Source organism: Cohnella caldifontis (genome assembly GCF_029360585.1).
GTDB classification, from domain to species: domain Bacteria; phylum Bacillota; class Bacilli; order Paenibacillales; family Paenibacillaceae; genus Cohnella; species Cohnella caldifontis.
This window is the reverse complement of record NZ_JAQZSJ010000035.1, coordinates 1-13,486: the sequence shown is the minus strand read 5'-3', so window position 1 is coordinate 13,486 and position 13,486 is coordinate 1. Positions and strand designations below refer to the sequence as shown.

Sequence of the window (13,486 nt, the reverse complement as noted above, 5' to 3'; positions counted from 1 at the left end):
GGCGCTTGGCGCCGCGGGAGCGGAGCGGCCGCCGGGTGCCGCCGGTGCCGCGAAGGCGAGCGGCGGCAGCTCCGATGGCCGCGCGGCGGCGCCTTCGCCGGGTGCGCCTCGGGGCAGCATGGCGGAGGCAGAGTCGCTCCGCGGCGTTCCGGCCGCCGCGAACATGGCGGGCGAGGCAGCCGAGCGCGCCGCCATGCGGACCGGGAACGCTGCCCCGATCGCGCCCGCTGTCCGCAGCGTCAAAGGCCTGCCTGTCAGCGGGCTCGCAGAACGGCCGAACGTGCTGCCTAAGGGAGCGCTGTCGGAGGTTGCCGCACCCGCCGCCAGACTGACGCCCAAGCCTCGTGCGGATGCGCTAGCCGGTCTCGAACGCCCGTCTTTCGTTGCCGCAGGTGCCGGACCTCCCGCGCTTGCGTTCCTGTTTTGCCTTTGTATCGGAGTCGTTGCCCTTGCCGGCCGTTGGACGCCTAAGAGCTGACCGGCGGCTTCGCCGCTCGGCGCTTGAAACCCCGGGCGGAACCTTGTCCGGTGCACGGTTAGCAGGCGCGCGGTTTGGACGTGCGGGCCGTCGGTGATCCTGCGCAAAGATACGGGAACGGAATGCTCCCCGGGAAGCGTACTGGCCTCCCCGGTCGGCGCCGTTCCGTCGATCGCGTCCGGGTTGCGGGATCGCCGCGCCGCGCCGCGAAGATCGTCAGGCAACCGGGCTCCTTCGCCAGGCGCCGATCCAACCTTCTCGCTTTGAGGGCCGGACCCTGTCCGTGGAGGAAACGTTTCTCCCCCGCCGGTTCGCGTCTCCCTTATCGAGACGTCCATATGCGCAGTCGCCGCGGGCGCTTGACGGGCCCGCGAAGGCCGGTCCTCACGGTGAGGCGATTGGCCGCCTGACCGTTCCGGTTCTTCCGTTCCGATAAACGGCCGACGTTGGAACGAATCCGTCCGTTGCATCCTGCCGAAAGCCGGACGGCGAACGATCATTTCCGGCGGCTTCGCCGAGCCGGACGGAGATTGGCGGCCCGAAAGCGTGACGCGCCGGATTGCGGTTTGTCTTCCGCCATTGCTCCGAACAGGCGTTTGCGCATGGCCCGCACCCGCATCCGAAGACGGGAACCTTGCCGCGATCGGCTGGCCCCTGATCAAGGAAACCACCCTTCTCAATGTTAAAGCCGATGCCGCCGCGCCAGCAGACGACGGAAGTACCGGGAGCTGCCGGGATCCAGCCGGATTCGACCGCGATTGTTGCGGGGCAAGGGTACGGAAAGAGCGATTCCGTTTCCCGAAGCCGCTCGGAACGCTGGACGGCGTATGCTCGTTTGAATGGGGTGGCCGGTAACCGGCTTTGGTCGAAGGCGTTACTTGATCGGTTGCAGCGTAACCGGTCGCCGCAGCTTCGGGAGCGGATGACCGTGCCGGCACTTTCGGCCAAGATCCGTCGGTCGTTTGCGAGGATGTGGCTCCCGAGTGCCTGCGAGCAAAAATCGACTCTACCCGCGGCCATTGGGCCAGCCGAATCTCGCGCCGGGACGGCGCTGAACCGGACGGCGCGCCGCCGGTTACCGACTCGGTCAAAGAACCCGATTTCCGAATCCGATCCAACCCTTGTGCCGACGCCGACCGGCCGGACGCCTCTGATTGAGGCGGTCCCCACACGTTGCGTGCCTCTTCCGCGGGGCTTGGAATCCCGTTGGCGTGATGCCGGGCCATCGCAGCTCCCGCGCCCGTGGCGGGCGAAAGTGGATGCTGCGTTGCCGAACCAGTCCGTTCGGTCAAGACGGAGTTTCCCATCAACGCCGGCCTCAGCGCCTCCGTCATCCGGAATGCCGCCTTGGCCGTCACGCCTCCGGAGCTTTCCGCGATTTTGCGCAAGATCATTCGGGGTCCGTCCATTTTCCCGAGCGAAAAAACGGTTTCGTTGGTTTCGTTGGTTCCGCCGCTTTCGTCCGGAAATCCGCCTATTCCGATTCTGAAAAGCCGAAACTTCGGAAACCCTTCGAAATCACGATTCGTCACCACCATGCGAGCAGGAACGCGAGGGTCAAGTCGCGAAGAAACGGCTGCCTCATGCCCGCCGGTCGGGGAAATATCGTCGGCGTTGTCGGCCTCTCTAATCTCGCTGTACGCGTGAATCCGGGAACCGGCCTCATCTGAATCCGCACGATGCGTCGATTGAGACGGCGATGGCGCGCCGTCCGACGGCACCGTCGATGCCGAAAACGCAGAACGTCCAGGATCCCCCTCATTTTGCGGCATCGCGATCCTAGGTGTACGCGTATCGTTCCGTTCAATGCCCTCATTCGGCCGGATCCGTGAGTTCCCTTCCGCAGGCGCGATGCCGGAGTCTCGCGAAACGACAGGCCATTCGCCGCTCTCCTTGGAAGACGATTTTATCCCTATCGGCAGGTTCGGCCGTCCCGCTCGATTCCGAGCTGCGAATGCGGAACGGGAATATCCGTCCCGCGAAAGCCGGAACACCAAGGAGACCTTTCCGGCAACCGTTGGAAACCTTCGGTTCAAAATCGTAATGGAAGGTATCCCGGACGGTTTCGTTCTGCCTGCCGCTCCCGACGTCTCGCTTTCCTGGCGTTGCCCCGGCTTTCCTCGGACCGGATGATCTCCGCGGCGTACTGCCAGCTGTGCGTTGGCCTGCGTCCGGCTTTTCCAGCCTGCTCTGCGCCGAACGGGGATCGGCCGGATCCGCGTTTCCGATTCGAATGCGTCATCTTGGTTGAATGACGTTAGGTTCGAACCCGAATCCAAATCCGGATCCGCCTCAATCGACCGTTGATCGAGCGGGACGGAAAGCGCCCATTCCCTCAGCCGCTGGCGATCCAGGACGATCTTCTCGACCTCGCGGACGGTGACGACCCGCTTTTCGATCGCCTTTTGCCGTTCCGTCACCCGTTCGCGCTCGATGACGCGGTCACGGAATATCGGCTTTTCCCGGACGATCTCTCGGTCCCGGTAAACCGGCTTTTCCCGAGGCACTTCCCGATCCCGAAAAACGGGCTTCTCCCGGACGACTTCACGGTCCCGGTAAACCGGCTGTTCCCGAGGCACCTCGCGATCCCGGTATACCGGCTTTTCGCGGACGACCTCGCGGACGGGCGGGGTTTCCCGGCCGTTCTCCCGTGTCCGTTCCCTCGGATGCCCTCGATCCGCTCGGTTCTCCGCGTTGGCCGGTGTTCCTTGAGCGGGCGGCTGAAGCGCCTGACCCGGACTTTCTGCGGCTTTTTCCCGAAAGACCGGATTCTCGCGAATCACGACCCGGTCGCGTACGGGCATGACGACTTGGACTTGGACGGGGGCGGCGGCGATTCTCGGGGCCCGTTGCTTTCGGGGGCCGGAGGAAACCCGATGGGTGAGCGGCAGGCTTTTCGCTCCGCGCTTCATGCTGCCGTACTTGCCGACGATACCGCCGACAAACGACTCATGCTGTGCCTGCCGAAGCGGCAGCGTACGGTAAACGACCGGCCTCCGTGCCATCCGATTTCCTCCTTTCCGCGAACTCCTGCCGAAATGACGGTACTCCGTTCCGTTAATATGCCTTCCCTATGAGACTACGGGAGACTGCGCTGGCCCTTCCGAAGCGCTGCCCCGCCTCGCGCATCAAGCCCGGAAAATCGTCTTGATCCCGTTGTGCGCCAGCTCCACGCTCTCGATGGCCACGTCGCTCGAGGACGCGTTCAGCGAGGGACCGCTCCATTTGATCGGGTAAGCGTCGAAAAAATTCCAGCGGCACAGCTCGACGCCGTCCTGCTTGATCAGGATGATCGAGCCGCTTTTGCGCGTCACGTTGCCCTGCGATGCCGCATCATACCAATTCCACAACTCCTGCGAGGAAGACATGCCTCTCCTCAGGACGATCGAGGGGTAACGCGTGCCTTTGGGCAGCCGGTGCACGTAACCGTTGACGCCGCCCTCGCGAATTTCCTCGACCTCCGTCTGCGCCTCGAGGCCGTGCACTTCGGAGAAGCCCGCCACCAGCATGGCGTCCAGCTCCACGACAAAGCGGAACGCGCCGTTCACCCCGTGGTTCATCGCGCCTGCGCCTGCGGTCACGTTCCGCCGTCACCTTCCTTTTCCAAATACGTCGAAAACGTTCTGTTTCTCCGGCTCGTCGTTCAATTTCCGGTTGATCTTGGAAATTTCCTCGCACCAGCGCCGCCGTTCCCGATGGTCCAGGTTCATGATTTCTTCATGGGGCCAATGGAAGTAATAGGCGATAAAGCCGATTTCCTCGTAGATCCGGTCGACCGGATATCCTACGAGAGCCCCTCCGTTACGGATAAAAAATCGACTTCCACCTCGAACTCGTGGTCGCATTTCGGGCAATTCGCCTGCAGCTTCGGAGGCTCCAGATCGTTAATGTGGCGATACAGATTCTGCAAGTACGCCAAGTCCGCCGTAAACAGCTTTTCGATCACCTTGGTGTCGATATGCTTCAGTTCCCCGAGCCGGGTCACGACCCGGGCCAGCAGGATCACCGTCAAATAGCTGGGGTTCTGCTGCACGCGGGGATCGCGCATCGGCAGGATTTCGTCCGCCGCGGTGGCGAGGCGCATGACGCCGCGTTTGTGCAGCGTGCCATGGTCGTCGACGTACCCGCGCGGAAGTTCGAATTCGTATTCCGTTTGAAACGCCATGCTCTCGTTCCTTTCGAAGGCGTGATTTGGAAAAAGGGAAAACAAGAGAGGGGGCCCCTCTTGTTTTCGCCGGTGAATGGAATGGAAGCTCGGTTACGCGTTACGCCGTGCGGGTCATGCCTTCATGCGCAAGCTCCAGCAGCTCGATCGCGACTTCCGCGCCCTGGCCGTTGAAGCTCGGCGCCGTATAGCGGGTCGGCCATGCTTCGATGACCTGCCACGTCGCCACGTCGTTGCCTTCCTCGTCGATCGCGATGATCGTGACCGTCTTGCGCTCGACGGTGCCCTGGACGCAATCCTGGATCCATTCGTACAGTTCCATGGACTCGGTCGCGCCCGACTTGAGCGTGATGTTGCCGTACCGGGCCAAGCCCGGAAGCTTGCGGGGCGTGATCACTTCGTTGCCCTCGCGGTACTGGACGACGTCGAACGAAGCGTCGAAGCCCGACACTTCGCTGAAGCCGGCTTGCTGCAAGCCTTCGATTTCCACGCGGAATCTAAAATTGCGGTACGGATCATTGCGTTCTCCTGGCATGGGTATCCCCTTTCATCCCGTTAATCGGACTCCCCGCGGGAGCCGGAATTGAAATCGTCAGGTCAAGCGGTCCGCGTTACTCGGAGCCGGTCTTCTGCGTGATGCGGAAGATGACGAACTCGGCCGGCTTCACCGGCGCGACCCCGATGACGCAGATCAGGCGGCCGTTGTCGATGTCGTCCTGGGTCATCGTGCTGCGGCCGATATCGATGAAGAACGCTTCCGACGGAGAGGTGCCCATCAGCGCCCCGTCGCGCCATACCCGGGTCAGGAACGCGTCGATCGTCCGCTGCACCCGCGCCCACAGCTGCTCGTTGTTCGGCTCGAATACGACCCAGTTGGTGCCGGCTTTGATCGATTCCTCGAGGAAAATGAACAGACGGCGGACGTTGACGTATTTCCAGAGCGTATTGGACGAAGCGGTCCGTGCGCCCCAGACGCGGATGCCCTGGCCGGTGAACGACCGGATCAGGTTGACGCCCTGCGGGTTCAAAATGTCTTGCTCGCCCTTGTTATACTGGACGTCCAATCCGACGACGCCGCGCAGCACTTCGTTGGCCGGGGCTTTCTGCACGCCGCGGGTCGTGTCGGAACGGGAATAGATGCCGGCCATCGTGCCGGAAGGGGGAACGAAAATGTTGCGTTTGTCGAGCGGATCGAAAACGGAAAGCCAAGGGTTGTATAGCGCGCAATAGCTGGAGTCGAACAGGTTGCGGTGCGTGAGGACGTCTTGCACCTTCGTTTTCTCGCGCGGGATGTCGAGGATCGCGAAACGGCTGCCGAGGTTCTCGCAATGCGCGACCAGCGACAGCTGGACGTTCGCGTCGGTCACGCCGGGTATCGCCATGATGCTGACGACGTCGTTGTCGATGAAGGAGTGGATGCCCGTACGGCGTCCCGGACCGCGGTCTTCGCCGATGAAATCGGCCGCGGACACGCTGTCCACCGAACCGTCGCTGCCGCCGCCCAGCACGAGCTGGACTTTGCCCGACGTTCCTTCGCCGGTGACGGCGTCGAACGGATGCGTGGCGTCCGCGGACGTCACGAGCGCTTGCACGTTCACGAGATTGGAACGGGCCGCCACTTTGTCGACGAACGTCGGCGCTTCCGGGTTAAGCGACACTTTTTCGAAGCTCTCGGCTTCATCGCCGAAGAAAACATGCAGGGAAAACTCGGCGGTCGTCAGCACCTTCGTCGGCAGCAAGGCGTTGTCCACGACGTCGCCGGACAGCTCGTCCGCCAGCTCGATGACGTTGTCCTGCACGCTGATGATGCGGTTGTACTGCGTTTCGCCGTCCATCGTGAACGCCACGACGTCGCCGGCGTAGAACCCGCCCGCGTTTTTGACGCGGTACCGCTTGCCGATGACTTCATAGATTTGCGTCTTGGCCTTGCTGGCATCCGTCACGACGACGTTGACCAGATTGCCCCATGCGCCGGGGTTTTTGGCCGTGATGCGCAGCGCTTCGGCGACGCGCCCCTGGGCCGAAGCCGGTTTCGCGTCGGGCGGAGCCACCCGCATGACGAACGCGCGGGAACCGCCGTTCATGAAAAACTGGTCGATCGCGTAAGCCAGGAAGCGGTAGTTCCCGAACGCGCTCTCGGACAAATAAGTGCCGAACGTGCGCTGGAAATCCGCCGGGCTGGTAACCAGTTGCGGAAGCCCCTCCACGGGTCCCCGCTGGGCGAGGCCGATAAAACCGGCCGTGCTCGTGCTGACGCCCTCGAGCGGCTTGGACCCGCTCTCGAATTCTTCCACGTATACCCCAGGCGACAAATACTCTGCCATGTTCCCCGGTTTCCCCGTTCACGCCATGACGGACGGATTCTAGGTGCGCGTGCCGGAAAAACCAGTTCCTCCTCTCTGAAATGGGTTTATATATCGCCGTCCGACCCCTTGCTCCGAGGAGGAAGGATAATCTTCCGACGCCACGCACTTGAATCCGATTTGTTGCTCAGTCCAGCCGGACGTCCGGCATGTTCGCGACGCTTCCGGCCTCCATCTGCCACCTGGCAGCCCATCTCCGCTCGCCGGATACGATTTCGACGACGGCCTCGGCAGCCGGCGGGAAACTTCCCCGGAACGGAATCACGACGCTGCCGTCCATGTCGCTCCACGTCCGGCAAGCAGGCAGCAGGACGGTTCCCCGCGGCCAGCCCTTCGAGAGCGGCTGCTCCAATTGAAGCGCGAGCCCGGCGTCCCAGGTATCGGCAACCGCGCTCCATTCGGCATCCGAGCCGCCTTTGCCTTTCAGCACGAACGCGTCGCCCGGCTGCAGCCGGCCGTTGCCCGCGGCAACCGCGATCCGGCGAGCGCCCGCGGCGGCTTTGTCTTCCGCCAGCCGGCCTCTTGCCGCGCCGTCATGTTCGACATACGCGGTGACGATGGCGCCTGCCTCCGGAGCCCCCGAGGGGCCCGCGACGCGGAACCTGAAGCCGGATGCCGCAGCAGGAGGCGGGTACGCGCGATTCGGACGCAGGCCGGCGGTCACAATCGGAACGCGTCCCGCGAATTCTTCTAGATGAACGGTCATTCGCGTCGGCAAGTAGAATGGCGAGTCGATCGTCAGCGTACATACGCTGCCGGGAAAATCGAGGAACGCGTAGCTGCCGTCCGACGCGCGCACCGGCCGCTTGCCCGTCTCCTCGAGCCTTACGGCGAGCGCGGAATTCCCGGGCGGCTGTCCGGTCCACAGATCGAACGGGCGCACCGCCAGCGAACAGCGGGTGACGAACGTTCTCTCCGCGGCCGTCACGAGCTTCCGCCTCCTTTGTCGCGAAGCGTGATGCGGCGCTCGACGACGCGGGGACCCGCTTTTACTCGGTTGGATTCCAGCATCACCGGACCAACGCGATAAAGCAGCGAGAGCTTATACGGGTTGTCCCCGAATTGCCAGAGATTCGTCAGTTGCTCGATTTCGCAGCTTTCCGAGGTAATGCGGAGCTCTTCGTTGTTCTCCGCGAGCGTCCCTTCCAAATAGGGACCGCGGAGAACGGAATTGTCGTAAAGTACCTGCATCGCCTTGCCCAACACCCGATGCTCGTCCAGCGTGCGGGTGTGCAGGTCGGCGTTGGAGTGGGCGGTGAGGAGATACTGCAAATCGAGCGCCAAAGGCGGGTAGCGCAGCACGCCGCCCTGCGGCTGCATCTCGTTGCGCCGGGCCTCGCCGTTCTCCCGGATGCCCAGCAAATAAATCGATAGTACGAAATCTCCTTTGTCGACGGGCGAAGCCATTCCGATCAAGTCGGGACGGGGTACCGGATCCGGAGTCAAATGCTCCCGGAGCAGCTTGAGAAGGCTGGCGCCCACGTCCGCGACTACGGTATATCCTCCGATGGGCGTCCCCTCCTTCGCCAAGTCGGCAAAAAGCGTTATGTATCGGCAATTTTCACCAGATCAAGTCTATTATACCTATTCCCTATCGGACTGACTATCCAAATGTTTCGCTATTCTCGTCCGCGTAAGGGGAAAATAATTCCTTTACCAGGATTTTTCCCATTTTTTGCAACTCCCGCCGGGCGGACCGGACCATATGTCCCATGCCGATCGGCTCCCCTGACGCAGCCGCGAGGAACGCGGCCCCGAGCACGATGTTCTTGATGTAGCCGCCGGACACGTCGAGCCGGGAAGCCAGGAACGCGAAATCGAGCCCCCCGTCCAGCGGGGCGCCGGGCGGCAGGTGGACGCGGAAAATCCGTTCGCGCTCCGCGGCGTCGGGAAACGGGAATTTGACGACGTAGCTCATGCGGCGCAGCAGCGCTTCGTCCATGTTCTGCAGCAGGTTCGTGGCGAGGATCGTGATCCCGTCGTAGGCTTCGATCCGCTGCAGAAGGTAGGCCGCCTCCATGTTGGCGTATTTGTCGTGCGCGTCCTTGACCTCCGTCCGCTTGCCGAACAAGGCGTCCCCCTCGTCGAAAAACAGGATCGCGCCGCTGTGCTCGGCCTCCGCGAACAGCTCCGACAGCCGCTGCTCCGTTTCCCCGATGTACTTGCTGACGATGCGCGAAAGGTCGATGCGGTACAGCTCCAGCCCCAAATCGGCGGCCATGATTTCGGCGGCCATCGTCTTGCCCGTGCCCGGAGGGCCGGAGAACAGCACGCTGAGCCCCCGCCCGTACGGCAGCTTGCGGCCGAAGCCCCAATTGCCGTAAACCGTCTCGCGATGGCGGTACTGGCTGCACGCCTCCTTCAGCAAGGAAAGCGGTTCGGCGGGAAGGACCAAATCCCCCCATGTTCTCGCGGGTTCCATCCGGTCGGCCAGCATCGCGAGCCGATGGCGGAACTGCCCTCTGCCCGCGCTTTCCAGATCGGCCCGGTTCGGAACCGCGCCCCGCGCGCCCGCGAGCGCCGCGGCCTGGCGCCATGCGCGGCGGATTTGGCCGGATGTCAGCCGGTACTTGTCCGCCACCTCGCGCCAGTCGGACTCGGTCAGATCGGCTCCGCCGTCCCCGATCTCCGTCTGCCAAATCCGAAGCCGCTCCGCGGCGGATGGCGGCGCCGCTTCGCCGGACAGCCAGACCGCGCCCGCCGGTACGGGCAGCTCGGACGGCAGGCGTCTCACATTGGAGATCCAGGCGAGCAGAGGTCTCCGGGAAAAGGACGCGTACAAGCCCAGCGCCAACTCCCAGGCCCGGCGGTTCGCGGCCGGAGCATCCGGTTTGGCGTACTCTTCCTCCAGCACGATCCCCGCCCCGGTCAAGAGCGCTTCCCGCACGACGCGGGAGATCGCCGCCTCCGCCCGGTCCGCCTCCTCCGGGAAGCCGGACAGCCGGACCGCCAGCAGGCGCTGTCCCCTCGCCGCGGCCAAATGCCGCAGGCGCCAAAGTTTGCCTCCTCCGGGCTGCCCCCACAGGTGAATGAAAGGCAGCGAACCCGAATCGGGGACGGCCTGCTCCCAGCCCCGCCAGGCTCCGCGGATCGGATCGTCTTCCGGCACGGGCGGAAGCCCGCCGATATCACCCGGCCAATAAACCTCCGCGAAACCCGAGAGCCGGGCGTCCATCCGCTCGGTTCCGAGCAGGAAGCTGACCGTCCGATCGTCCAGCCGCAACGGGGTTTTCAAACGCGGCCGCGCGAAAGCGCCCGCCTCTTCGTTCCCGTCGCCACCAGCCAACAATACGCGGCGCAGCGCCCTTCCGCCGCCCAGGGCGGCCGCGGCGGCTCTGCGGTCCTCCGGCCGGTCCGACAGGAGCCGGAAGGCGAGGTCGGGCGTCGCGGCTTTGCAGGTGACGTCGTCGTTCAAGTAACCGAACCATTTCTCGTACCGCCGGTCCAGCTCCGGCGCGAGCGCCAGCACGACGCACCGCCGTTCCCACGCGGTGAGCCGCAGCCGGCTGCATAGCTGCGCGAGCGGCAGGCCGACGCCGGCGCGCATCGCCGCCTCGGCGGATGCCGCGATCTGCCGCTCTTTGGCGCGGCGGGATTCCGCATACCGCGCCCAGCGCTCCGATGTCAGCAGTTCCGAGTCGGGCGCCGCTTCCCCGCGCAGCTCCGCCTCCGTTACGGCCAGCCCTTTGCGGGGAGCGGAAGGATCCGTCCACGGATTTCCCCCGCCGATCTCGAGCAGCGTCCGCAGCCCTTCGTCCAGCCAGTCCAGTTCGTCCCGGAGATGCTCCCATCCTCCGCGATACGCTTCCACGCGCTCCCTCCTCGCCGTTAAACCCGCCTCATGAGGCTCAGCACCGCGATATCGTCCGACTGCGGCGCCCCGTCCGCGAACAGGAACACGTGCATGAGCAGCGCGTCGATCAGCTCGGCGCTGGACATGCCCGGCGTCGATTTCAGGAACTCCTGCAGCCGCTCGCCCGTGTATTGCTCCTGAACGCCGTTTTCCGCTTCGGTGATGCCGTCCGTGTATACGACGATCCGCTCTCCGGGGGCCAGCACCAGCCGTCCGTCGTGATAATCGATGCCTTCCATCGCGCCGAGCGGCAGGCTTTTGCGGAGCTTGACGGCCTCCACCGAGCCGTCCGCCCGCACGACGTACGGGGTGCAATGCCCGCCTTCGCTGAGCACGACCTCTCCCGTCTTCGTGTCGAAAACGCCGCAGACGATCGTCGCGAAGAGCACCGGATTGTCCCGGCACAGTTCCTCGTTGACCATCCGCAGCAGTTGGCCGGGCGTAAGGCCCGGGTTCATTTTGCCTTTGATCAGGGTCAGCGTCACGGCCATGAACAAAGCGGCCGGGATGCCCTTGTCGGAGACGTCGCCCAGCGTGAAAAACAGCCGGTCGTCGTCCAGCTTGAAAAAATTGTAGAAGTCGCCGCCCACGTCCTTCGCGGATTTCAGCAGGGCGCAGACGTCGTATGGCTCCTGGGCGGACGGCATCGTCCGGGGCAGGAAGCTGAGCTGGATCGTGCCCGCGATTTGCAGCTCGCTTTCCAGCCGCTCCTTGACCGCCGTCGTTGCCTGCAGCGCCTCCATGGACCGTTCCAGCTGCTCATACAGCCGGGCATTCTCGAGCGCTACCGCCATCGGTTTCGCGACCTTCTCCAGCAACTGCCGGTCACGCGAGGTGAACTTGCGGCCTCCCCGCTTGTTGATCACCTGCAGCACGCCCTCGACGTTGCCCCGCTTCGTAATGGGCACCGTGAGCAGGTTCCGGGTTTCGAAACCCGTGCTCACCGCCACCCGGTTGGACCAGCGGGGGTCGGCGGCCGCATCGTTCACGATCACGCTTTCGCCGGTGCGGGCGACATGGCCGGAAATGCCTTCCCCCGGCGCCAGACGGATTTCCCGGACCTCCTCGCCCTTCTCCCCTTGCGCCACTTCGAAAAACAGCTCGCCCGTCTGCTGGTCCACCAACAGCACGGAGGCGGCTTCCACCGGCAGCACCCGTTTCGCGCTGTCCATGATCATTTCCATCTGGTCCCGCCGCCGAAGCGTCGAGTTGAGCATCATGCTGATGTCGAACAGCACCCGGGCGCTGCGTTCGCGGTGCCTCATCGCGGCGTACGCGGCCGCTCCGCCCAGCAGCGCGGCTCCGGCGAGAGCCGCGGCGGCTCCGATCGCTTCCAGCTCCAACCTGATCGATCTCCTCTCCGGCCGACCCCGGCCCCGAAAGCCGGGGCGCCGCTTATCCCTGAAGCATCGCGGCCGCTTCTTCCCGGTCCGCCGCCGTTTCCAAGATGCTGATGAAGCCCGACATTTCGAAAACGTCCCTTACCTGGTCGTTCATGCCTGCGCAGACGAGACGGCCTTGCACCGCCTTCATCTTTTTCGCGGCGACCAGGACGACCCGCAGGCCCGCGCTGCTGATATAGGCCATCTGGGTGAAATCCAGCACGAACCGGGTTTTCCCTTCCTGGGCCAAAGCCAGGAAAGCCTGCTCCGCGGTCTGAGCGTGCTGGCCGTCCAGCCTTCCCTCGATGGCCATCACCGTAATGTCGCCGTGCTCGGTAGTCGTGATGTTCATGCCTGCTCCTCCCCCGTCCGTTCGAATGTTTTGCGCAGGATCAGGCGGTTGCCCTTCTCGGTCAACTCGTAACGGACTTCATCCATGATTTGTTTGACGAAATAGACACCCAATCCTCCGATAGGCCGGTCTTCCACGCCCAAGGTCAGGTCGGGGTCGCTTCCGAGCAAAGGATTGTACGGCATTGCGTCGTCGGAAAGCGTGATGACCACCGATTCCCGGCCGGAGGCAACCTCCAGCACGATGCTTCGCGGCGTCCTCCCGTCCGGATATCCGTACAAAATCGTATTGGTCAGCAGTTCTTCGCAGCAGAGCAGCAAGTCGTTCGCCAGACGGACCGGCCAATTCTCGCGCTGACTGAGCCGGTCGAAATATCGGTGCAGTTCGCCGAGCTCCTCCAGCTCTTCGCCGGCCAATTTCAGAACATCCGCCTTCCGTGCTTCCTCCGCCATGCCGTCCCCCCCGCCCCCCGTCGATTGCCATCCCGAAATTTGTCAGCAACTTTATCATATCACAAGAATCATAGGGAAAATGGGAGAAATTTGAATGCGGCATGGGCGTCGTTTCGAGGGCGGCGGCAAAGGGTGTTGGACCATTCTAGCGCGCCACATGCGCTGTTTGGGAGGTGTCGCGGGACTTCGGGCAAAATAGCGGATCACATACGCTATTCGGGGGTTGGTGCGGGACTTCGGGCAAAATAATGGATCACATACGCTATTCGGGGGTTGGTGCGAGACTCCGAGCAAAAAAGCGGATCACGTACGCTATTCGGGGGTTGGTGCGAGACTTCGGGCAAAATAGCGGATCACATACGCTATTCGGGGGTTGGTGCGAGACTTCGGGCAAAATAGCGGATCACGTACGCTATTCGAGGGTTGGTGCGAGACTTCGGG

12 protein-coding genes and 1 pseudogene are annotated in these 13,486 nt (G+C 63.6%); all 13 read right to left on the bottom strand.

Features of this window, described 5'->3' with window-relative positions; all coding sequences use genetic code 11:
• A partial coding sequence (locus PTZ19_RS24935) for a hypothetical protein (RefSeq protein ID WP_422615047.1) occupies window positions 1–702 on the bottom strand: 702 nt, incomplete at its 3' end.
• A gap of 2,904 nt (window positions 703–3,606) precedes the next feature.
• Entirely contained in the window at window positions 3,607–4,059 is a 453-nt protein-coding gene (locus tag PTZ19_RS24930; RefSeq protein WP_276358393.1) for a phage tail protein, read from the bottom strand.
• 9 nt (window positions 4,060–4,068) lie between these two features.
• Window positions 4,069–4,323: a DUF6760 family protein gene (locus PTZ19_RS25340; RefSeq protein ID WP_339329360.1), complete on the bottom strand. Its 255-nt coding sequence runs from the start codon at window positions 4,321–4,323 to the stop codon at window positions 4,069–4,071.
• Window positions 4,263–4,643 (bottom strand): phage tail assembly protein, encoded by a 381-nt coding sequence (locus PTZ19_RS24925; protein WP_276358390.1) that lies wholly within the window; start codon window positions 4,641–4,643, stop codon window positions 4,263–4,265. The genes PTZ19_RS25340 and PTZ19_RS24925 overlap by 61 nt, the downstream gene beginning before the upstream one ends.
• 100 nt (window positions 4,644–4,743) lie before the next feature.
• On the bottom strand, window positions 4,744–5,178 hold the full coding sequence (locus PTZ19_RS24920) for a phage tail protein (protein ID WP_276358389.1): 435 nt from the start codon (window positions 5,176–5,178) through the stop codon (window positions 4,744–4,746).
• Between the two features lie 76 nt (window positions 5,179–5,254).
• Window positions 5,255–6,967, bottom strand: coding sequence for a phage tail sheath family protein (locus PTZ19_RS24915; protein ID WP_276358388.1), 1,713 nt, complete (start codon window positions 6,965–6,967; stop codon window positions 5,255–5,257).
• 166 nt (window positions 6,968–7,133) lie between these two features.
• Window positions 7,134–7,934 (bottom strand): hypothetical protein, encoded by an 801-nt coding sequence (locus PTZ19_RS24910; protein ID WP_276358387.1) that lies wholly within the window; start codon window positions 7,932–7,934, stop codon window positions 7,134–7,136.
• Window positions 7,931–8,536, bottom strand: a complete 606-nt coding sequence (locus PTZ19_RS24905) for a Pvc16 family protein (protein WP_276358386.1) — start codon at window positions 8,534–8,536, stop codon at window positions 7,931–7,933. The genes PTZ19_RS24910 and PTZ19_RS24905 overlap by 4 nt, the downstream gene beginning before the upstream one ends.
• A 73-nt stretch (window positions 8,537–8,609) precedes the next feature.
• A complete protein-coding gene (locus PTZ19_RS25540; RefSeq protein WP_479686554.1) occupies window positions 8,610–9,428 on the bottom strand; it encodes an ATP-binding protein in 819 nt (272 codons plus the stop codon).
• A gap of 741 nt (window positions 9,429–10,169) precedes the next feature.
• Window positions 10,170–10,820: pseudogene (locus tag PTZ19_RS25535) on the bottom strand (hypothetical protein); the annotation flags it as partial.
• Window positions 10,821–10,834: 14 nt separating this feature from the next.
• Window positions 10,835–12,202 (bottom strand): PP2C family protein-serine/threonine phosphatase, encoded by a 1,368-nt coding sequence (locus tag PTZ19_RS24895; protein WP_276358383.1) that lies wholly within the window; start codon window positions 12,200–12,202, stop codon window positions 10,835–10,837.
• Between the two features lie 52 nt (window positions 12,203–12,254).
• Window positions 12,255–12,593, bottom strand: coding sequence for an STAS domain-containing protein (locus PTZ19_RS24890; protein ID WP_276358382.1), 339 nt, complete (start codon window positions 12,591–12,593; stop codon window positions 12,255–12,257).
• Window positions 12,590–13,045, bottom strand: a complete 456-nt coding sequence (locus PTZ19_RS24885) for an ATP-binding protein (RefSeq protein WP_276358381.1) — start codon at window positions 13,043–13,045, stop codon at window positions 12,590–12,592. The genes PTZ19_RS24890 and PTZ19_RS24885 overlap by 4 nt, the downstream gene beginning before the upstream one ends.
• Window positions 13,046–13,486 lie beyond the last annotated feature (441 nt).

Coding starts and splice junctions, on each gene's coding strand:
- PTZ19_RS24915 (WP_276358388.1), bottom strand. CDS start 6,967: ATGGCAGAGTATTTGTCGCCTGGGGTATACGTGGAAGAATTCGAGAGC.
- PTZ19_RS24925 (WP_276358390.1), bottom strand. CDS start 4,643: ATGGCGTTTCAAACGGAATACGAATTCGAACTTCCGCGCGGGTACGTC.
- PTZ19_RS25340 (WP_339329360.1), bottom strand. CDS start 4,323: ATGCGACCACGAGTTCGAGGTGGAAGTCGATTTTTTATCCGTAACGGA.
- PTZ19_RS24885 (WP_276358381.1), bottom strand. CDS start 13,045: ATGGCGGAGGAAGCACGGAAGGCGGATGTTCTGAAATTGGCCGGCGAA.
- PTZ19_RS24920 (WP_276358389.1), bottom strand. CDS start 5,178: ATGCCAGGAGAACGCAATGATCCGTACCGCAATTTTAGATTCCGCGTG.
- PTZ19_RS25540 (WP_479686554.1), bottom strand. CDS start 9,428: ATGGAACCCGCGAGAACATGGGGGGATTTGGTCCTTCCCGCCGAACCG.
- PTZ19_RS24890 (WP_276358382.1), bottom strand. CDS start 12,593: ATGAACATCACGACTACCGAGCACGGCGACATTACGGTGATGGCCATC.